Genomic DNA, 21,146 nt, shown 5'->3' on the forward strand with positions numbered 1-21,146 from the left:
TCAGAACCCGTTTACAAATTTGAGTTTTGCGACGTCCTGCAGTTCACTAATGATCTTGAACGCGTCTTTCAAGTGCTTACGTTCAAAACTGCTGAACTCATCAGGGCGGATGTTGTTATCTGGGGTATCGCCACGCACTTGGGCGTTGAGTTGGTGTCTAAAGCGAACCTGCATCAGAAAACGGTAAGCACCAATGATGTTGTCGCAACTGTCTTGAGACAATGTACCTTGCTCCACGGCATACCGAAAACGCTCTTCTGTTCCTGTTAAAGAGCCTCCAGCGGCTAGGCTGTATATGCGAGCGAGGTCGATAATTAGGTTCAGGGCAAACTTTTTGATGTTGAGTGATTTGGTATTGTCGCCACTCTTCTCTAAAACCAAGCTGTTAAAAATACCAAGTGGTGGTGAGGTTTCGATGGCATCGCGTGTCAGCGCTGGGATAAAGCGAGGGTTTGCATGAATAGTTTGGTGTAGGTGGTTTTGAAGCGTATCGACAAGTTCTGCATTCCCGTAGACACAGCGTATCTCCATGAAGACACTGATACTGAGCAGTTTGTTGTACTCAGGACTGGCCACCCATTTCGTGTAGTAGTCTTTCCAGCGACTTACATTTTGGTTCCACTTTGCTGTAGCAGCCATGTATTTACCGCTGCATAAAGGGTAGCCAACGGCCGCGAGTCCGTTACACACGCGCATGGCAAAGTAGGCGAAGTAGTATCGGTCATTCTCGGTTGCATCTTCTGCAAGAACCAAAGCATTGTCTTGATCTGACAGCATGTGCACTTCGTTTCTAGCATGAGATCCCGCAACCATCCATGCATAGTCACAAGGGGGTGGCCCGAGCACTTCTTCGGTTAGTTGGATTATTCGCCTATTGAACGCATCCATGATCATCGACATGACCTGGCCATGAATCTCGGCACTCACGCCACTTTCGACTAAGGCTTGGAAAATGGTTTCCTTTTCATCTCGAAGATTCGCAAGGGCACTTATCGAGTTCGCGTATTTGATCTTTTCAATCAGAAATAGCGACTGAGTTCGATGGTTGTGAACTAAGTGAGTGGTGGTCAATAAGCCCTTTACTTCGTGATTGGCAATGACAGGCAGGCAGCGAATATTGTATTGCAGCATAAGTGAAATCGCTTGAATTACTTTATCTTCGCTGTTTATCAAGATTGGATTACGAGTCATGACTTCATGTATCGGTTGATGGGTATCCACCCCTTGGGCAACAACATGTTGTGTCATATCTCGGTCCGTGACTAAGCCGACAATTTCGCGTTCTTTTAGTACGACAGCACATGAACTGCGGCGTTTGCCACACATGGCTTTGGCGACATCAATAATTGAGTCGTTATAGTCAGAGACTGTGATATTTTCACTAGCTACTTCACCAACACTCCGAAAAAACAGGCTTTTGTCTTCTTTGTTGACGATCGAGCGTATCGCAGAGTGTAAACGTGTTTTGGCCGTAGCCGCAAAGTAGTCTTTTATCTCGGGATGCTGTTCGCACGTTTCTTGGATATTGGCGTGCGGTATGAGGTAAAGTAATGAATCTTCAATCGCTTCTGCTCGATAGCCATCTTCAGCTTCTTTAAGCGGCTCTAGGAAAGTAAATCCAAATTGATCTTCCTCTCCAAGCCTAGCTCGTAGCTTATTGATTTGGGTTCTTTGCTCAATTGCACCTTTTCGAATCACATAGAGGTAACGCTTCTCGCACATGGAATGAAATTCAATAGTTTCCCCCTTGGCGAGGTATTTGACGGTCACCGCGCTGGCCAGTGACTCAACGACGGGTTTTGGAAGAAGATCGAAAGGATCGAGATGAATCAAGAAATCAAGAATATTGTTTGAAGCTGAGGTTCCCATATTAATCCCTTAAATGAAATAGCGTTTCAATAAGTAATTTGGTGGCAAAAAAAGCAGCACGTGTGCTGCTTTTTTATTTTATCAATGTCAAATAGGGTACTTATGGTAGCCCAAATGCTCAGAAACGTTACGTCCTGCTGTATGGAGGAGAGCGATATACTCTTGTTTACGGCTTTCCTCGAATCGAATCGTAGGGAATGAAACTGAGATAGCCGCAATAGGAGCGCCAAATCGGTCGTAAACTGGAACCGCTATACAGCGTAGTCCTGGCTCTTGCTCTTCATTGTCTTCACCAAAGTGTTGCTCACGAACAAGATTTAATTCTTCAAGCAGCTGGTCGACGTTTTCATGCGTATGTTGCGTGTGTTTCTTAAACTCAACGTCAGTCAATAGATTTCGCACTTCCTGTTCATCCATATGAGACATGAGTACTTTGCCAATCGCGGTGCTGTAAAGCGGATTACGGCGACCGATGCGAGAGTGCATACGTAGGTGGTAACTAGAGTCAATTTTGTGCAGGTAGATGATGGAATCTTCGTCAATGGAGCCTAGGTGAACCGTCTCATTGATTATCTTAGAGATTTTCGCCATCTCAGTGTTGGCAAGGTCAATAAGGTCGACATGCTCTAGAGCCTTTGAACCAAGCTCAAACAACTTTAGTGTCAGTGCGTATTTATCGGCTTCCCCTTCCTGCTCAACAAACCCGAGTGTCTTCATTGTTTGCAAAAAGCGATAGGTTGTCGCTTTTGACATCATCAAACGTTGAGAGAGCTCTGATACACCGATCTCTTTTTGATCAGCCAGCGCTGAGAGAATGTTAAATACTTTTAGTACTGACGATACGGCTTCTGGTTGAGTTGATTTTTCCATTTCACGCTCTGTGTCATTTTCAATAGCTGCAGATTATACCTGACATGTTTGAATGAGTCAGTAGTTTCGAAAAGCCATTTCATTTATTTAAAACCAAGTTGTGAGACATTTATCACATTCAAGAGAACGAAACTAAAAAAATAAAACGCAATTTCAAAAATAACTTTCAGGTGTGTCATTTTTTGTGTAATGTAGATTTCAACAGAGTGAACACCCCCTTTAATCGTTCACCGCACATTCACTACAAAGGAACAGACTATGATTCTTGATTCGTTTAGCCTTGAAGGCAAAGTAGCAGTAGTAACTGGTTGTGATACTGGCCTTGGTCAAGGAATGGCTCTTGGACTTGCTAAAGCAGGTTGTGACATCGTTGGTGTCAACATTGTTGAACCGTCAGAGACGATTGCGATGATGGCGGAGACGGGTCGTAAGTTTATTGATATTCGCGCTAACTTAATGAAGCTAGACGACATTCCAGGTATCGTTGATCGAGCTGTTACGGAGTTAGGTCGCATTGACATATTGGTAAACAATGCCGGCATCATTCGTCGCAATGACGCCATCGACTTCTCGGAGCAAGATTGGGATGACGTGATGAATATCAACATCAAGTCGGTGTTCTTTATGTCACAAGCGGTGGCTAAGCAGTTCATCGCCCAAGGTGAAGGCGGCAAAATTATCAACGTGGCTTCCATGCTGTCATTCCAAGGTGGTATTCGAGTGCCGTCTTACACGGCTTCAAAAAGTGGTGTGATGGGTGTGACTCGTTTGATGGCCAACGAGTGGGCAAAAGAAGGCATTAATGTTAATGCGATTGCTCCGGGTTACATGGCGACGAACAACACAGCAGCGCTTCGCGCTGATGAAAAACGCAATGCTGAAATTTTAGAGCGTATTCCAGCAGACCGTTGGGGCACGCCGGAAGACTTAGCCGGCCCATGTGTATTCTTGGCATCGAAAGCGTCTGACTATATCAATGGCTACACTATCGCTGTTGATGGTGGTTGGTTGTCTCGCTAATAGGCTCAAGAGAGGATGATTGACCTATTTTCTGTCGGACAAGCATTGGGTTTTTTGAGTTTTGGTTTAGGCATCTCCACCTTTTACCAAAAAAGTGACAGGCAGCTCAAAATCTTAATGTTCGTCTTTAATATCAATCATCTTCTCCACTACTTACTACTAGGTTCAACCGTCTCTGCCGTGGCTGCCGGATTATCGGCAGCCAGAACCTTGGCATCAATACATACACGTTCCAAACTTGTAGCAGCCGTTTTCATTGTTGTTGCAGGTGGATTTGGTTATTGGATTGCTGATGGTGTCGGGCAGTTATGGTCCATCATTGGCACAGTGATCGGGACATTCTCAATGTTTGTTCTTAGCGGTGTGGCAATGCGCGTTGGCTTTTTGGTTGGGGCGACATGTTGGTTAATCAACAATGTTTTGGTTGGCTCAATTGGGGGCACCTTACTGGAAGCAACGCTGATAGTGACGAACTTAGTCACCATTTATCGATTACGCAAATCAACAGATTTGGTATCTAACGAATCACAAACATAATAGGTTTTTACACATGTTCGTATTCAACAAAGATGTTCAATTAGAAGACTTAGGTGACGGTGTGCGCCGTAAGGTTCTTGCACACAACGACAACATGATGTCGGTTGAAGTCCATTTTGAGAAAGGTGCGATTGGTGCGATGCACTCGCACCCACATGAGCAGCTTACTTACGTATTGTCTGGCGCTTTTGAGTTCACGATTGGCGATGAAAAGCACATCGTTAAGGCCGGTGACACCATGTATAAGCAGCCAGATATTGAACACGGTTGTGTCTGTGTCGAAGCCGGTACGCTTATCGATACGTTCACACCAATGCGCAAAGATTTTGTTTAAGATTAAACTATTGACGAGCCTTTTCGTCGGGGAACTACTATGAAAATTGCACTAATGATGGAAAACAGCCAAGCACCAAAAAATGCGATGGTTGCTTCTGAGCTAAACCTTGTCGCTGGCAATCTAGGCCACGATGTATTCAATGTCGGCATGACTGATGAAAACGATCACCACTTAACTTACATTCACCTTGGCATTATGGCGAGCATCCTACTGAACTCAAAAGCAGTAGACTTCATCGTGACTGGCTGTGGCACAGGCCAGGGCGCGATGATGGCAAGCAACCTTCACCCAGGAGTGATATGTGGTTACTGCCTAGAGCCATCTGATGCATTTCTTTTCAATCAAATTAACAACGGTAATGCGATTTCACTGGCGTTTGCGAAAGGCTTTGGCTGGGCCGGTGAACTGAATGTACGTTATATCTTTGAAAAGGCCTTCACTGGTAATCGCGGCGAAGGTTACCCTATTGAACGTGCCGAACCTCAACAAAAAAATGCTGCGATTTTGTCAGAAGTAAAAGCTGCAGTTTGCAAAGATGTTGTGGAGTCACTGAAGGCAATTGACCAAGAGTTGGTGAAAACGGCGGTCGGTAGTGCTCAGTTTCAGGAATGCTTTTTCTCCAACTGCCAAGAACCGGAACTGGCAGAATATGTGCGCACACTTATCGACTAATATATTGTGCATTGAAGTTTTAAAAGCCGACGTTTGGTCGGCTTTTTTGTACTGAGAAGCGGCTCATTGTTTATACAATAAACGCTTGTGGACATGTAAGAAGCGTTTTACTTTGGTATTTAACTTAAAGAACAATAACGAGTAATTTGATGCAATCTATTTATTCCCTTTCGGAGTTATTCCCAGCGGTCACAGTCCATTCCCTAGAGCAAGGTGATGGTTTTTCGGAACGCTCTCCAATGGAAGTAAACGATTCGCAAACTCCGCTCCGCTATCCTCATCGGCTCATTTCCGAGATATCCCACCCTGAACTACTTGAATTTCATCCGGAGCGAAGCAACGGTCACGCCATTCTCATTATTCCTGGTGGAGGCTATCAAATTGTATCGATTGATAATGAAGGCGTAGAGGTGGCAAAGTGCCTTAGCGAAATGGGTTATCATGCGTTCTGTTTAAATTATCGACTGCCTATAAAAAACAATGGCTCTGACATAGAAAAGCTTGCGCCCATCGTCGATGCAAGAGCAGCATTGACTTTGATTCGCCAGCTAGTCCCCATGGCAAGGGTAGGTATCATGGGCTTTTCCGCAGGTGGTCATTTAGCAGGATGGTTAAGTACCGATACGCGGTCTAACCGACCAGACTTCACTTGTTTAATGTATCCTGTGGTGTCAATGACCTCTGGTGTCACGCATCTGGGCTCTTATGAGAATGTCGTTAATGCCTTAAACGATGAGCAGCAAATAAGTTTGTTGTCTATTGATGAACGTATTTCCCCAGATGTTGCCCCGATGCTCATTATGCACGCTAAAGACGATGATGTTGTTGTAGTCGAACATAGCCTTAAGCTGCACAATGCACTAGTAGCAGCATCTGTGTCTAGTGAACTCACATTATTTGAGCGAGGTGGACATGGGTTTGGCGTCTATGTCCGAGAAGGAAGTGATGCCGACGATTGGCTACGACGTTTTGATGATTGGGTACGCAAGTTGGATTATTGTTAGTAACGGTCCACGAGAGCGATGGTTCAACCTAACGTTATTTCTACAAAGTAGCGTTATTCACACAAAGGTATCGTTGCGCTAATACAGGTCACCAAATTCGCGTAAAAAAATGTAAAGTCGTCTCAAAGGCTATTGTGTGTTGCAACTTGGATAGGTATCTTCAGACTCAGAATTTTTAAGTGTTTTTTCTACTTACTTGAATGAGACGTTGTGATGCTCGCTAAAAGCGTATCTGCAATCTGTAGCTTGCTCGCGATCCTGGTAATACTCGTATTATCCAGTGGTGCTGTGCGTGCAGATGTCTCGTCACCGCAATCAACACTGAGCATGGCGCAAGTCATGCATGTGAAGCTCTGCGGTATCACCTCCGATACATTGCAAACTGAGGAATCAGGCTGTTGTGAGCCTGGAGGAACCTGCTTCGAAAAGCAGTGTTGTTCCCATGGTCACGCATCAGGCTCTGCTTTAGTTGAGACGCCACAAGATTCTCGCCTTGCTCCGTATCGTTATGAACTCACACAAAGACTGGCTAGTCTTTATACGAGCGCAGATATGCACTCGCTCTACCGACCTCCCATCGCCTAGTTCCTGTCTTACAGCGCTTCGCTGTTAACAATTTTATTGCGTGATTACTCACGCGGACTTGTTGTGCGTGCAAATAGAGCTATTTGCAACATCCTGTGATGGGAATAAAAAATGAAAACTAAATCCAAAGCTTGTGGCAAGCTCAATGCCACGCCTCTGTGCTATCTCATTCGTTGTAGTAAATTAGGAGGTTGTGATGTCGCATAAACAGCTACCTATTTTACTGTTTGTCTCAGTGTGCCTTATTTGGGGAACGACGTGGTTTGCAATGGAAGTGGCCGTTGAGACTATTCCACCAATTTTCGCAACGGGCATGCGTTTTCTCATCGCTGCGCCTCTATTGGTGATGCTGGCGAAATACCTAAAACAACCGTTATTCTTTCCTAAAGGAAAGCGAGCGTGGATGTATGTGGTCGCAATTTTCTACTTCGCGATTCCGTTTACGTTGATGATATTTGGCGAGCAATATATTTCCTCTGGGTTGGCTTCGATTATCTTCGCCAACATGCCAATTGCGGTGATGGTTATGTCGAGCCTGTTTCTTGGTTTACGCCTGCGAAAAGTTCAAATCGCAGGACTGTTAGTCGCGGTGTTAAGTCTCATTCTGATTCTGGCGACAGAGATGAAATTGGGAGGCAAAAACTACTTGGTTGGCTTTGCTGCCCTAGGGGGGGCGGTAGCGATTCATGCAGTTATGTATGTGTTTGTGGAACGGTTTTGCAAAGGCACGCCAGTGCTGACCTATAATGCGGTGCCAAGCTTTCTTGCGTCATTGTTTTTGTTGTTCACTTCTTGGGTGATTGAGCAACCAGACATAAGCCTGTTCACATTGGACTCGATGACAGCGGTGTTGTACCTAGGGGTATTTGCCAGTGTCGGCGGCATTGTGGCGTATTTCAAATTAGGCCAGGTGTCTACGCCGTTTACTGCTTCGATCTGTTTTCTGTTCTTTCCGCTTATCGCATTGAGTATTTCTACATGGATTGCTGGGAACTCGATCTCGTTAGTATCTGTGGGTCTACTTTTACCTTTGCTTGGCGGGATTTTTGTCACCAAAGCCGAACCTGAGTTTTGGTTAAAGTATCAGCGAACAAGACCGAAACCAAAGTTGTGTGAGATGTGTATGAAGGAAATGATGGACTAAGTTTCACTTACGTTTAGCAAAAAAAAGCCGCCCAGAGAAGACTCTGCGCGGCTTTCTGTTGAGTTTAATGATTAGCTGGCAATTTGCGCTTTTTTCGTTGAACCAGATTTAGATGCGTTAACCAATAGGATTCCCACAGTCAGTACCATTGAACCGCATAGTAGGAACAATAGGCGTCCTGTTGGTTCATTTGGAATTAGAGCCATAGCAAGGATACCGAAACCAGCCACACTGATAAGTTTACCTAGCATTGAACGCTGTTTAGTATCTAGATTTTGCTGCTCTTCACCTTCTGCAACAATCGGGGTATTCCAGTTGGTAAATAATTGTTCTACTTCTTTCTCACGCTCGGGCGATAGTCCTCGGTAGAATTTAGTCGTTAGGATGAAGAAGCCACCAGTGAACACAACGTGTGCTGCTAAGCTCAATCCAACTTTAAGATCTCCCCACTCACGACCTGTTAGAGCTTGCTCCAAACCAAACAGGTGCTCGATGTCTTCTGCTTGTAGTGAGATACCGAAGATGTAAGAAACGAAACCACCGACGATAAGTGTTGCCCAACCAGCCCAATCTGGCGTTTTGCGAATCCACATACCAAGTAGCACAGGTATCAGCATTGGGAAGCCGATAAGCGCTCCAACGTTCAATACGATGTCGAATAGGCTCAGGTGACGCAACGAGTTAATAAACAAACCAATACCGATGATGATAAAGCCCATCATGATAGTGGTAAGTTTACTTACTATAACTAGCTCTTTTTGAGACGCGTGAGGGCGAACAATAGGGCTGTAGAAGTTCATCACAAAGATACCAGCATTACGGTTTAGACCAGAGTCCATCGAAGACATAGTCGCCGCGAACATAGCTGACATAAGTAGACCCACCATGCCTGCTGGCATTACATTCTGCACAAATGCTAGGTATGCTGCGTCACCGCCTACTGAACCATATTGCTCAGCAAAGTCAGGCATAAATGCTGCTACGTACCATGGTGGTAGGAACCAAATTAGTGGGCCAACGACCATTAGGATACAGGCTAGACCAGCCGCTTTACGCGCGTTCTCACTGTCTTTAGCACATAGGTAACGGTAAGCGTTGATGCTGTTGTTCATAACACCGAACTGTTTAACGAAGATGAACACTACCCAAAGGATAAAGATGCTCACGTAGTTCAGGTTATTACCCATCATGAAGTCGCCTTGGAAATTATCTACGATATTTCCTAGACCACCACCGTGGAAGTACGCTGCAACTGCACAGGTGATTGTCACAGCCATGATGACCAACATCTGCATGAAGTCAGATGCTACGACCGCCCATGAACCACCTGTTACTGCCATTAGCATCAGTACTAGACCAGTAACAACGATTGTTGCTTCCATCGGGATGTTGAATACAGCTGCCACGAAGATTGCTAGACCGTTCAACCAAATACCGGCTGAGATCAAGCTGTCTGGCATACCAGCCCAAGTGAAGAACTGCTCTGAAGTTTTACCGAAGCGTTGACGAATCGCTTCAATTGCCGTTACTACTCGTAACTGACGGAATTTTGGTGCGAAGTAGAGGTAGTTCATGAAGTAGCCAAATGCATTGGCTAAGAATAGGATTACAACAACGAAACCGTCGTTGAACGCGCGTCCTGCGGCACCTGTAAACGTCCATGCTGAAAACTGTGTCATGAAAGCGGTAGCACCTACCATCCACCATAACATCTTACCGCCACCTCTAAAGTAATCACTGGTCGACGTGGTGAATTTACGGAACATCCAACCGATAGCGATCAGGAAAAAGAAGTAGGCGAGTACTACAAGAGTATCAATAGTCATGTTTCAGCCTTATATCATTCATACTGACGATTATAGTAAATAATCGTCTTGTAGTTTTGTATTACAATAAGCTTAAAGTGTGATGGGAGACGCATCTTTATTTTGTGTGGAAAACGATACATAAATCCTCACAAATTAACTCTAATACAAATCAACGAGTTATGAACGAGTTATATTTGAATTTGCTTTGCCTATTGTGCGGTTGTTACGCCTATGCTTTTTCAAACGGTGAAGACTTCAAGCGAAAGTGGGCAGATATGCACTTATTGTGGGACAAAAAAAGCGAGCCAATGGCTCGCTAATTCCCGAATTAAACTGCAAGGTCAATACGGATTAGTTTACGTGTGCAACTGCATCTTTAACCAGTTGACCGAGTTCTTCCCAGCGACCTTCGTCTATTAGGTTGGTAGGAACCATCCATGTACCGCCACAAGCCAATACTGACTTGATAGACAGATAGTCGTCGACGTTCTTGAGGCTTACACCGCCTGTAGGCATGAATTTTACTGGGTAAACCGCCGTAAGTGCTTTTAGCATGTTTACGCCACCTGAAGGTTCTGCAGGGAAAAACTTAAGTGTACGTAAACCCATCTCCATTGCTTGCTCAACAAGGCTTGGGTTATTTACGCCCGGTACAATTGGTACGTTTTTATCCAAACAATATTGGACTGTTCGTGGGTTAAAGCCAGGACTTACGATGAAATCAACACCCGCTTCAATTGCTTGGTCAACCTGCGCGTTAGTCAGCACAGTACCTGCGCCGATAAGCATTTCAGGGAACTCTTTACGCATTACAGAGATAGCTTCAGCTGCACACTCAGTGCGGAACGTAATTTCAGCGCATGGCATACCGTTGTCAACTAACGCTTTACCTAGTGGAATAGCGTCTTCAACTTTGTTGATGGCAATTACTGGAATTACTTTCAAGCTTGCTAGCTGTTCGTTTAATGTCGTCATTTTATTTGTCCTACTAATCAAGAGTTGGTGTTGCGTTCTTGGGAATAATGGCACCGCGATGCTGAATAACCGTACCTGCGACTTTGTGACCCATTGCGGCTGACTTTAGAGCATCGCCGCCAGTTAGGCGTTTCGCTAGGTAACCTGCGCTAAATGAGTCGCCAGCTGCAGTGGTGTCGATAATATTATCAACTGGTTTAGGTGCGACGTAATTAGCCTGATCGTTCACAATAACCAAGCAATCTTTTGCACCTCGCTTAATGGCAATCTCTGAGACGCCAGCTTCGCTTGTGCGTTCAATACATTGCTCAACAAACATGTCACCAAACAAGGCCTGTTCATCTTCAAATGTTAACAAGGCAGTATCGGTATAGCTAAGCATCGCTTTGTAAGTATTGATTGCTGTGAGCTGATCTGCCCACAGTTTCGGGCGGAAGTTGTTGTCAAAGAAGACATGCCCGCCTTTCTCTTTAAATGCTTTTAGGAAGCCGAATAACTTATCGCGTCCTGAATCAGTCAGGATCGCAAGGGTAATACCACTTAAGTAAACCGCATCGTAACCTAACAAGGTGTCGATGAGTTGTTCTGACTCTTGTTGGTCGAAAACGAATTTGGCCGCTGCATCATTTCGCCAATAAAAGAAGGTACGCTCACCAGTTTCATCGGTTTCAATGTGGTATAGGCCCGGCATTTTGTCATTAAGGCGCAGAATCAAGCTTGTATCGATACCTTCTTGATTCCAGCCCTCCATCATCTCAGCCGAGAACGGATCGTTACCTAGTGCTGTAATGTAACTTACTTTAATGTCATGGGCATGAGTTAGCCGAGATAGATATAGTGCAGTATTGAGCGTATCACCGCCAAAGGCTTGTTTTAAAAGGTCACCTTTGCGCTGTAGTTCTACCATGCATTCGCCGATGATAGCGATTTTATATTGGTTCATTGTGTGCGATCCCACTTTGGAGTGATTAACTTAAACAGTCTTCACGTGAAGGAGAAAAAATATCGAGTAGAACACTATCTTGTTCTAGTGCGGTGGCGCCATGGTCAAGCAGCTTTTTCACCATAAATGCATCACCCGCCTTTAACTCACGCTTTTGCCCATCGACGATAGCTTCAAAACGGCCACTGACGACATAAACAATCTGATCGTGTATTTCATGCCTATGTATCGTGCCGCTTGCCCCTTTGTCGTAACAAAGATGGATCGCCATCAGATCATCGGTAAAGCCGACAATCTTACGTTTGATGCCTTGACTCACCTGTTCCCACGGGTGTTCATCAGCAGAGAAAAAACGGTGCACTAACTGCCTCCTAGACCAAGTTAATGTCTACTCTTAAATTCGTTGACGTCATAATAAGTAGATTCACATATTTGTAATACAATAAGCTTACCATTATGTGAACTTGATCTGTTTTATTATTAAAACGTCGTTTTGATAATGTGTAATCTACCAGTTTGTGCCCATGAATAGTAGTGTTCATATCGCACATCCTTGGTTAAATGTGACTAATGTCCACTTTTGTCTGATTTCTTGTATGACAATAATGCATATTGTATTACTTTATATGGGTCGAATTTATAGATTCAATAGATTTTGAGGGTGAAAATGTCCACATTGGTTCAACCCATACTGTTAAACGAATACGAAATAGAGCAATTACGAAGAGAGCTCGGTCGCGATACCTTAATGGGTAAAGGGATTGCAAAAAGCATCAAAGATGTTGAAGCATTCATGAAGCTTCCTCTTGAAGTACCAGGTCACGGTGAAGCGGCTGGCTACGAGCACAACCGCCACAAGCAAAATTATACTTACATGAACCTAGCGGGTCGTATGTTCCTCATTACGGGGGATGATCGTTACGCTAAGTTTGCGCGTGATTTACTGGCAATGTACGCAGACCTATATCTCACCTTCGATTTTCATGTTCAAAAGAACACGAACCCAACAGGGCGTCTGTTCCACCAAATTCTAAACGAACACGTATGGCTAATGTTTACTAGCCTTGCATACTCATGTGTTGCCGCAACCATGAGTGAAGAAGAGCGCCAAAACGTGGTTGACCGTCTGTTTAACCCAATGCTGGACATGTTCACTGTGAAATACGGCCATGATTTCGACCGTATTCATAACCACGGTGTTTGGGCAGTAGCGGCTGTTGGTATTTGTGGCCTAGCGGTTAACCGTCGTGAGTTCCTAGAGAAATCCGTATTTGGTCTTGAGAACAACGGCACGGGTGGTTTCCTAGCGCAGATCACTCAGCTGTTTGCTCCGTCGGGTTACTACATTGAAGGTCCTTATTACCACCGCTATGCGATTCGTCCACTGTGTGTGTTTGCTGAGGTTCTTCATCGTCATATGCCAGAACTCGACATCTTCAATTACAAAGATGGTGTGATTGGTAACACGGTTGAGGCGATGCTAGCAACGGCCTACCCAAATGGTCAGTTCCCAGCACTTAACGATGCATCTCGCACCATGAGCATCAATGATGCGGGTGTGCAGGTCGCAGTAAGTCAGTACGCCAAGCACTATGGTATCAACGATAACCTACTCGGTATGGCGAAGATCCAAGACTCTGTGTGGGTTCACGGTTGTGGTCTAGAGCTATCACAAGCGTTTGAAAAAGCAACTGATGTTGGTCTTCCATTCTGGCCAAGCGTTGAGTTAAACGAAGGACCAAATGGTGACCGTGGTGCGCAAGGCTTTATGCGTGTCCAAGACAAGAACAAAGACGTATTTCAGCTAGTGATGAACTATGGTCAGCACGGCATGGGACATGGCAACTTTGATACGCTGGGTATTTCTTACTTCAACCGAGGTAAAGAAGTGCTTCGTGAATACGGCTTTGGCCGTTGGGTTAACGTTGAACCTAAGTTTGGTGGACGCTACCTAGACGAGAACAAAACCTATGCTCGTCAGACGATTGCTCACAACGCAGTGACGGTTGACGAAACGTGCCAGAACTACTTTGACGTAGAACGAGCTGACAGCGTACACGGTCTGCCGCACTTCTTTGCAGCGGACAACGAGCAAATCGTTGGTATGAGCGCTTTTGCTAATGAGCACTACGATGGTGTGCAGCAGCAGCGCAGCGTGTTCATGTTGAAACATGACGATCTTGAAGCGCCATTACTCATCGATCTATTTCGCCTAACAGGCGAAGGTGAGCACCAGTACGATTATTCGCATCAGTTTGATGGTCAGGTGATCCGCACCAACTTTGAATACCAGGCACATAAAGAGCTCAACGTATTGAGCGAAGAGCTTGGCTATCGCCACCTTTGGAATGTAGCACAAGGCGAAGCAAACGAGACGGCGCTAGTCAGCTGGCTACAAGAAGACAGCTACTATACTTGGCTAGGTACCAGCTCGAATGACAATGGCGAGGTTATCTTCACTCGCACGGGCGCCAATGACCCAAGCTTTAACCTACGTAGTGAGCAAAGCTTTATTCTTCGCACTAAGGGTGAAGACACTCTATTCGCATCGGTAATTGAGACACACGGTTACTTCAACGAAGAGTTTGAGCAATCGGTCAGTGCCCGTGGCAGCGTTAAAAATATTCAAGTTGTTGGTCACAACGCGCAAGCGTCAGTGGTAGAGATTGAGACGGAAACCTCTCGCTTTACGCTAATGGTGAGCAACAACCCACAAGTTACTAAAGATACAACTAACAATGCTGAGATCGCAGGCAAAACCTACTCTTGGGTTGGCTGTTTCGCGATTGAGCAGGAGACACTATAAATGAGCTATCAACCACTACTATTGAACTTTGAGGAAGCAGCGGAGCTGCGCAAAGATCTAGGTAAGGAAACCTTGCTAGGTAAGAAACTAGCGCGTGATATTGCTCAAGTGAATGACTACATGGCTGAAGTGGGCATTGAAGTCCCTGGCCACGGTGAAGGCGGCGGTTACGAGCATAACCGTCATAAGCAAAACTATATTCATATCGACTTAGCTGGTCGTTTGTTCCTTATCACTGAGGAAACTAAATACCGTGACTACATCGTAGAGATGCTAACCGCGTACGCGAATGTTTATCCAACACTGGAAAGCAACGTTAGCCGTGATACTAACCCACCGGGTAAAATCTTCCACCAAACGCTAAACGAAAACATGTGGATGCTTTACGCATCTTGCGCATACAGCTGCGTGTACCACACGCTTTCGGATGAGCAAAAGCAACACATCGAAACAGACCTATTCAAACAGATGATCGACCTTTTCGTTGTGACTTATGGTCACGACTTCGACATCGTCCACAACCACGGTCTGTGGGCAGTAGCCGCTGTGGGTATTTGTGGCTATGCGATCAACGATCAACAGTCTGTTGATAAAGCGCTTTACGGTCTGAAGCTTGACAAAGTAAGCGGCGGTTTCCTAGCTCAGCTAGACCAACTGTTCTCGCCAGACGGCTACTATATGGAAGGTCCTTACTACCACCGCTTCTCGCTGCGTCCAATCTATCTGTTCGCAGAAGCGATTGAGCGTCGTCAACCAGAGATCGGTATCTATGAGTTTAACGACTCAGTGATCAAGACGACTTCTTACGCGGTATTCTCTACAGCTTTCCCAGACGGCACACTACCAGCACTAAACGATTCGTCGAAAACCATCAGCATTAATGATGAAGGCGTTATTATGGCGACAAGCGTGTGCTACCACCGCTATGAGCAAAGCGAAACGCTGCTTAGCATGGCAAACCACCAACAAGACGTCTGGGTTCAATCTGCAGGTAAAACTCTGTCTGATGCAGTTGATGCTGCGGATGAAATTAAGCCGTTTAACTGGGGTAGCTTGTTTGTCACTGACGGTCCTAAAGGTGAGAAAGGTGGACTTACTATTCTCCGTCATCGAGATACTCAAGACGATGATACGATGGCTCTTCTATGGTTTGGTCAACACGGCTCTGATCACCAGTATCACTCTGCTCTTGACCACGGTCATTACGATGGGCTTCATCTAAGCGTATTTAATCGTGGACAAGAAGTTCTGCACGATTATGGTTTCGGTCGTTGGGTAAACGTAGAGCCTAAGTTTGGTGGTCGCTATATTCCTGAGAACAAGTCGTACTGTAAGCAGACGGTCGCGCATAACACAGTAACAGTTGATCAAAGAACGCAAAACAACTTCGACACGGCAACCGCGGAGTCTCGTTTTGGCTCGAAGCAGTTCTTTAAAGCTGATGATGCAAAACTGCAAGGTATGAGCGGTAAAATCAGCGAGTACTATGAAGGCGTGGATATGCAGCGTTCAGTGCTACTGGCTGACATAGAAGAATTCGAGAAACCATTGGTTATTGACGTTTACCGTATCAAAGCGGACAAAGAGCACTCTTACGATCTCCCCGTTCACTTTTCTGGTCAAATCATTCGTACCGACTTTGAATACAGCACAGAATCTACATTGCGCCCAATGGGTGAAAACTTTGGTTATCAGCATCTATGGAACTTAGCTAGTGGTAACGTTGAAGGTAGCTCTCTTGTATCTTGGTTACACGGCAACAGCTACTACAGCTTGATAACAAGTGCAGTAGCAGATTCAAAAGTGTACTTTGCGCGCCTAGGTGCTAACGATCCAGACTTCAATCTACGCAGCGAGCCTGCACTTATCTTGCGTCAATCTGGTCAGAATCATGTATTTGCTTCTGTACTTGAAACTCATGGTTATTTTAACGAAGAGTTTGAGGCTTCAGTGGGAGCCCGTGGTCTTGTCGAAGCGGTGACAACGCTGGCTGATAATGACGATGCGACTGTCATTGAAGTGACAACCACAACAGGTAATGCATATCGATTTGCCATCAGTAACCGCGAAGCGGGGCAACAAGAGTTATTACATGAAATGACGATTGGCGACGAAAGCGTGAGTTTTACTGGCTCGTTTGCTCAACTCTAACTCTATATCTATTTCTAGCCGGGCATTGCCCGGCTTTTTGCGTTGACGATTTTAGCAATTTTAAAGGGGAACTATGGACACTCTTGATGGTGTGATTGTCATTGGCTATTTTGCTTTTGTGCTGTTCGCTGCGTTAGCTTTCAAGCGTTTTACTACTGACTCATCTGGCTTCATTCGTGGTGGTGGAGCGATGATGTGGTGGATGGCTGGTGCGACGGCCTTTATGACTCAGTTCTCTGCGTGGACATTTACTGGTGCTGCGGCAAAAGCTTATGAGGATGGCCTAACGGTACTATTTATCTTCTGGGGCAACGCACTCGGTTTCTTTGTAGCGGCTTGGTATTTTGCCGAACGCTATCGAAAGCTACGCGTTGAAACGGCGATGGAAGTGATTAAGGTTCGTTTTGGTCGTAGCTCAGAGCAGGTCTACACTTGGATTTCTTTTCCTCTTACCATTTTATCTGGTGCAATATGGCTCAATGGCTTAGGGATCTTTGCTTCTGCGGTATTTAATATCGATTTAATGGTTACCATTATTGGTGTTGGTTGCTTGGTGACGTTTATTGCGGTGAGTGGCGGCTCATGGACGGTATCAGCGACGAATGTGATTCAACTGATTTTGCTGGTGGCTATTACGATGGCGGTTGGCGTTTACGCACTCATTGAAATTGGTGGTCCATCTGAACTAATTAATCAATATCCGACTGAAACGTATATGGGGCATGACATCAGTTATTGGCAGATCTTCTGGCTATGGGTCGTGGTTATGATGATGAAACAAACCATGAACACCAATAACGCATTATCCTGTTATCGCTTTTTGGTGACAACCAATGAGAAAGAAGCGAAAAAAGCGGCTCTGGTTACGGGTATTCTTTTCATTGTTGGACCTGTTATGTGGTTCGTGCCGCCATGGGCAACAGCAGCAATGGGTGTTGACTTGATGGCGTATTATCCAACGTTAGGCACGAGTGCCAATAACGCTGCATATGTTTACTATATTGACCACTTCTTACCTGCTGGGATGTTAGGTTTGGTATTAGCTGCAATGATTGCTGCGACGATTTCTCCAATGACAACAGCATTGAACCGTAATGCAGGTATTTTCGTGCGTAATGTCTATCAATCCATTATTAAACCTCAAGCTAACGAAGTAGAGCAGCTTCGCGTGGGGCAAGTAGCCACATTAGTGAATGGTGTGCTTTGCGTTCTTGCTGCCTTGATGTTTGCGTCGATTAAAGAATACAGTTTCTTCGATATCATGATGTTATTTGGTGCGCTACTACAGACACCACTTTCTATTCCATCGCTGTTGGCGTTTGTGACGTTAAAAACACCAGACTGGTCTGGCTGGGCGACTATTGCTGTGGGACTCTGTGTGTCAGCATTTATGCAGTTCATATTCCAAGTGGATTGGTTGTTACCACTGTTCGATACAGCAAGCTTTAGCCATCGTGAAACAGTGGATCTGCAAGTCGCAGCGACCATGTTAGCTCACCTCTTTATTACCGGCGGGTTCTTCATGATGACACGTTATTTTTATCAAAAGCCGATTGGTGCGAGATTAGGTGAGTTGAATACGCTGAAAAAGAATTTACTCACGCCGATTAGTAAAGAAGAAGAGGCACCTGTAGATTTTCGTCAAGGCGCTTATCTAGGAAGAATGTGTCAAGTGCTAGGATTGCTGGTGGTGCTTATTTCAATGACGACTGACTCGTTACGTGATGGCAGTATTTTTGTTGTCATTGGTGCTCTTATAGTGTTGGCTGGTACTCATTTATATCGAACCAGACATAATGACGACAAGTTAGAAGATGCGACTTCACATTAAAATTACCGTATTAACAATACATTAGTTGAATTTTCACTCTAGGATAGAATTTGAGTGAATTTTATTTATCAGAGTGGCTAGTGTCGGTAAAGATCTATCATCTTGAGGGGCTGAAATAGTTGCTTCACTATTGAGATCCTTTTCCTCATACAGTTTTGGCATTATGGAAATATTTCAGCAGCAACACGAAGCGATTGCTTTCATTGGATTAGCGTTAGCTTTTGTTTGTGGATTTTCAGCAGTGTTTTGGCAAGCTCATCAATAAGGCAAATACATGTTCGATGTCCCGACTCTAGAAGCGCTAGCATTGGTATTGGTTGTCTTTATCGGCGGTTTTGTTTACCGCTCGAAAATTGAAGACTAATACGCATTGTCACGACGATCCAAAAGGCCCAAGTCATCACTGACTAGGGCCTTTGCTTTTATACTTGATTAGGTGTTTAGCTTAAATAGAGAAACTTCCGACACTAACTCTTCCATTCTTTGTTTCACAATGTGCATTTCTTTGTTCATTTTCTGAATATTACTATCGGTTTCCTCCACCATAGAGAGCAGGTTATCGATATCTGATTCAACCGATTGTGTGGTTTGTGCTTGTTCTTCAGTCGCTGTCGCGATACTGCTGTTGTAGTCTGTGATCTTCTTGGTGGTGCCAATAAGTGTTTCGATCATGGCATTGGTTTCCGATACCATAGATTGTGCCGAATAACTGGCATCACGACTTTGCTGCATGTTCTCAAATGAGGTTTTCGCGTTACTAGAGATATCATCCAGAAGGTTGCGGATGACTTCAGTTGATTCTTTGCTGCGCTGAGCAAGTGAACGAACCTCGTCTGCTACCACGGCAAACCCACGCCCTTGCTCACCCGCTCGTGCTGCCTCAATAGCGGCATTCAGCGCCAGCAAATTGGTCTGCTCAGAGATGGCATTAATGTTGTCGAGAATCTCAGACACGTTCGCCATCTTCACTTCCAACTGTTCTAGACACGTGTAAGTGTCGTCAACACTCGAAATTAACTTGGTCGTGGTCGAGAGTGAATGTTCCCCATGGCTTTGACACTGCATTGCATCATTCTGAGCGCTATCAGCGCTTTGTTGGGCTTCTACGGTAATGCCCGCCATTTCTTGACTGGTTTGGGCCATTTCTGTCATAGCCGTTGCGATATTGTCACAACGCAGATGAGTTTGCTGACTCACGGTTTGAGTCGAGGCGACCAACCTACTCATTTCTGCCATTTCTTGCTCAGTTTTTTGTGCGACATCGAGAGAGGTTTGTAATGCCGATGCAAAGCTGTCCGTTAGCTGATTAAAGTGGTGAGCGATGTTGCCAAGTTCATCTTTTTGCTCACAAGGCAGTTTTAGGCTCAAATCCTTGCTGCGTGCAATGGTATCGATTTGTTCGACAAAACGACTAACACGGCGATGTAGGCGATTGGTTGACATGAATGCGATGATGGAGAGAGGTAGCACCACAAATAATGTTAAAGCGATATACGCATAGACTAGCTGCTGTGCTTGTTGCTGGTTTTGTAACGCCAGTGCTGTCATATCGTTGGCAATGGAATCGGCCATAGACTTAATTTGTCCGATACGCTTAGTAGCAAGTTCAAACCAAAGAGAAGCACTTGGTCCTTGCAAGTTGTCCAGCGTTGTTTTCTGTGACAGGTAATCTTGTTGAATGGCATTCACGTCACGCCAGTTTGAACTGTTAGTCATTGCAGATAGCTGATGAGCTTGCTCGGCGGAAAACAGAAGTGTTGCTTGACGAAGGGCATAGGCTTCGGTTGCGATATAACTGGTGATGTTGGCGTATGCATCCAGTGTTGAACGTTGTCCGGCAAATGCACCATTGAGAGCGCCACGAGCTTTACCGGCTTCCTCTTTCATAGCTAGTAAGGCGTGTAGACCACGTAACTGCTGTTCAAGCTTTGGTGCGTCAACCTGAGTTAAAATTACCGATAGATTATCAAGCGCCATGCGGTTGATATTGGAGTAAAACGCAAAAGGTGAATCCTTGATATTCAGAGTATCAACTTGCTGGCGAATGCTATTGCGTTGTTCCAACTGTTGTCGAACATCCTGGCTTAAACGGTCTATCAGTTGTTTGTCCAACACTTGTGGTGCAAAGGCCAATAGACTTTGATACGCCTGATCGGCTTTCACCCTTTGCTGTTTAAGTGCTGTGACTTGCGGCCCTTGTCCTTTGGATGCTACCACACCTGCCGTTAATCCTCGTTCAACAGCAAATTGATGAGCAATGTTATCGAACAGATGGAACAGCTCGACCGCTTCTTGTGATGCTTGGGCATGGTCGGCACGTTCTTGGGCTTTGAAGATCTGGGTAGCGATGAGTCCCATCAAAAGTGTTGTTGGAATTAGAAAAACCAAGAGAATGGTGTTTTTAATATTAAGTAACTTAAGAAGGTTAGGCATTGTATAAACCGTGTATAAAAAACTGGATGCGTAACCTAAAGATTTTACAGAGTTCAATACACGTATTACACGTCAGGGTATTAGAACTTTGATACGATACGAGAAGCGTCAATGGTTTGATGAGTGTCAATTTTTTGGCTACCACTTTGTGGTTATAAAAC

Annotated in this window: 17 protein-coding genes; 10 read left to right on the plus strand and 7 right to left on the minus strand. The window is 45.0% G+C overall.

Annotated elements, in window-relative coordinates; genetic code table 11:
* Positions 1–1,869 (minus strand): DUF294 nucleotidyltransferase-like domain-containing protein, encoded by a 1,869-nt coding sequence (locus L2W36_RS02800; protein ID WP_124941526.1) that lies wholly within the window; start codon positions 1,867–1,869, stop codon positions 1–3.
* An 87-nt stretch (positions 1,870–1,956) separates the two neighbouring features.
* Entirely contained in the window at positions 1,957–2,739 is a 783-nt protein-coding gene (gene kdgR, locus L2W36_RS02805; RefSeq protein ID WP_124941525.1) for a DNA-binding transcriptional regulator KdgR, read from the minus strand.
* A 258-nt stretch (positions 2,740–2,997) separates the two neighbouring features.
* Here kdgR and kduD point away from each other — a divergent pair, with 258 nt between their 5' ends.
* From kduD to L2W36_RS02840, 7 genes are all read left to right on the plus strand, one after another.
* Positions 2,998–3,759 carry a 2-dehydro-3-deoxy-D-gluconate 5-dehydrogenase KduD gene (gene kduD, locus L2W36_RS02810; protein ID WP_112477807.1) on the plus strand — a complete coding sequence of 254 codons (762 nt, stop codon included), beginning with the start codon at positions 2,998–3,000 and terminating at the stop codon, positions 3,757–3,759.
* A 15-nt stretch (positions 3,760–3,774) separates the two neighbouring features.
* A complete protein-coding gene (locus L2W36_RS02815) occupies positions 3,775–4,296 on the plus strand; it encodes a YgjV family protein (RefSeq protein ID WP_124941524.1) in 522 nt (173 codons plus the stop codon).
* 13 nt (positions 4,297–4,309) lie between these two features.
* Complete coding sequence (locus L2W36_RS02820) at positions 4,310–4,630, plus strand: cupin domain-containing protein (RefSeq protein ID WP_124941523.1); 321 nt, start codon at positions 4,310–4,312, stop codon at positions 4,628–4,630.
* A gap of 39 nt (positions 4,631–4,669) precedes the next feature.
* The gene (locus L2W36_RS02825; protein ID WP_124941522.1) at positions 4,670–5,305 is read left to right on the plus strand and encodes an RpiB/LacA/LacB family sugar-phosphate isomerase; all 636 of its coding nucleotides are present in this window, start codon (positions 4,670–4,672) and stop codon (positions 5,303–5,305) included.
* Positions 5,306–5,454: 149 nt separating this feature from the next.
* On the plus strand, positions 5,455–6,309 hold the full coding sequence (locus L2W36_RS02830; protein ID WP_236109274.1) for an alpha/beta hydrolase: 855 nt from the start codon (positions 5,455–5,457) through the stop codon (positions 6,307–6,309).
* Between the two features lie 213 nt (positions 6,310–6,522).
* Positions 6,523–6,894, plus strand: coding sequence for a hypothetical protein (locus L2W36_RS02835; protein ID WP_236109392.1), 372 nt, complete (start codon positions 6,523–6,525; stop codon positions 6,892–6,894).
* Positions 6,895–7,090: 196 nt separating this feature from the next.
* Positions 7,091–8,038, plus strand: coding sequence for a DMT family transporter (locus L2W36_RS02840; protein WP_198559246.1), 948 nt, complete (start codon positions 7,091–7,093; stop codon positions 8,036–8,038).
* Between the two features lie 71 nt (positions 8,039–8,109).
* On the opposite strand, the gene L2W36_RS02845 is transcribed toward L2W36_RS02840, so the two are convergent.
* From L2W36_RS02845 to L2W36_RS02860, 4 genes are all read right to left on the minus strand, one after another.
* On the minus strand, positions 8,110–9,864 hold the full coding sequence (locus L2W36_RS02845) for a sodium:solute symporter family transporter (protein ID WP_006069860.1): 1,755 nt from the start codon (positions 9,862–9,864) through the stop codon (positions 8,110–8,112).
* A gap of 333 nt (positions 9,865–10,197) precedes the next feature.
* The gene (locus tag L2W36_RS02850; RefSeq protein WP_124941517.1) at positions 10,198–10,821 is read right to left on the minus strand and encodes a bifunctional 4-hydroxy-2-oxoglutarate aldolase/2-dehydro-3-deoxy-phosphogluconate aldolase; all 624 of its coding nucleotides are present in this window, start codon (positions 10,819–10,821) and stop codon (positions 10,198–10,200) included.
* Between the two features lie 13 nt (positions 10,822–10,834).
* Complete coding sequence (locus tag L2W36_RS02855) at positions 10,835–11,764, minus strand: sugar kinase (protein WP_124941516.1); 930 nt, start codon at positions 11,762–11,764, stop codon at positions 10,835–10,837.
* Positions 11,765–11,789: 25 nt separating this feature from the next.
* Positions 11,790–12,125: a cupin domain-containing protein gene (locus tag L2W36_RS02860; protein WP_124941515.1), complete on the minus strand. Its 336-nt coding sequence runs from the start codon at positions 12,123–12,125 to the stop codon at positions 11,790–11,792.
* Between the two features lie 306 nt (positions 12,126–12,431).
* On the opposite strand from L2W36_RS02860, the gene L2W36_RS02865 reads away from it, so the two are divergent.
* The 3 genes from L2W36_RS02865 to L2W36_RS02875 all read left to right on the plus strand — a co-directional run bounded on the left by L2W36_RS02865 (position 12,432) and on the right by L2W36_RS02875 (position 18,552).
* On the plus strand, positions 12,432–14,570 hold the full coding sequence (locus tag L2W36_RS02865; RefSeq protein ID WP_236109276.1) for a heparinase II/III domain-containing protein: 2,139 nt from the start codon (positions 12,432–12,434) through the stop codon (positions 14,568–14,570).
* The gene (locus L2W36_RS02870) at positions 14,571–16,721 is read left to right on the plus strand and encodes a heparinase II/III domain-containing protein (protein WP_236109277.1); all 2,151 of its coding nucleotides are present in this window, start codon (positions 14,571–14,573) and stop codon (positions 16,719–16,721) included.
* A gap of 73 nt (positions 16,722–16,794) precedes the next feature.
* Positions 16,795–18,552: a sodium:solute symporter family transporter gene (locus tag L2W36_RS02875; RefSeq protein WP_006070261.1), complete on the plus strand. Its 1,758-nt coding sequence runs from the start codon at positions 16,795–16,797 to the stop codon at positions 18,550–18,552.
* A gap of 432 nt (positions 18,553–18,984) precedes the next feature.
* On the opposite strand, the gene L2W36_RS02880 is transcribed toward L2W36_RS02875, so the two are convergent.
* The gene (locus L2W36_RS02880; protein WP_006070263.1) at positions 18,985–20,985 is read right to left on the minus strand and encodes a methyl-accepting chemotaxis protein; all 2,001 of its coding nucleotides are present in this window, start codon (positions 20,983–20,985) and stop codon (positions 18,985–18,987) included.
* Positions 20,986–21,146 lie beyond the last annotated feature (161 nt).

The sequence above is a fragment of the Vibrio sp. McD22-P3 genome (assembly GCF_021568915.1).
GTDB classification, from domain to species: domain Bacteria; phylum Pseudomonadota; class Gammaproteobacteria; order Enterobacterales; family Vibrionaceae; genus Vibrio; species Vibrio mediterranei.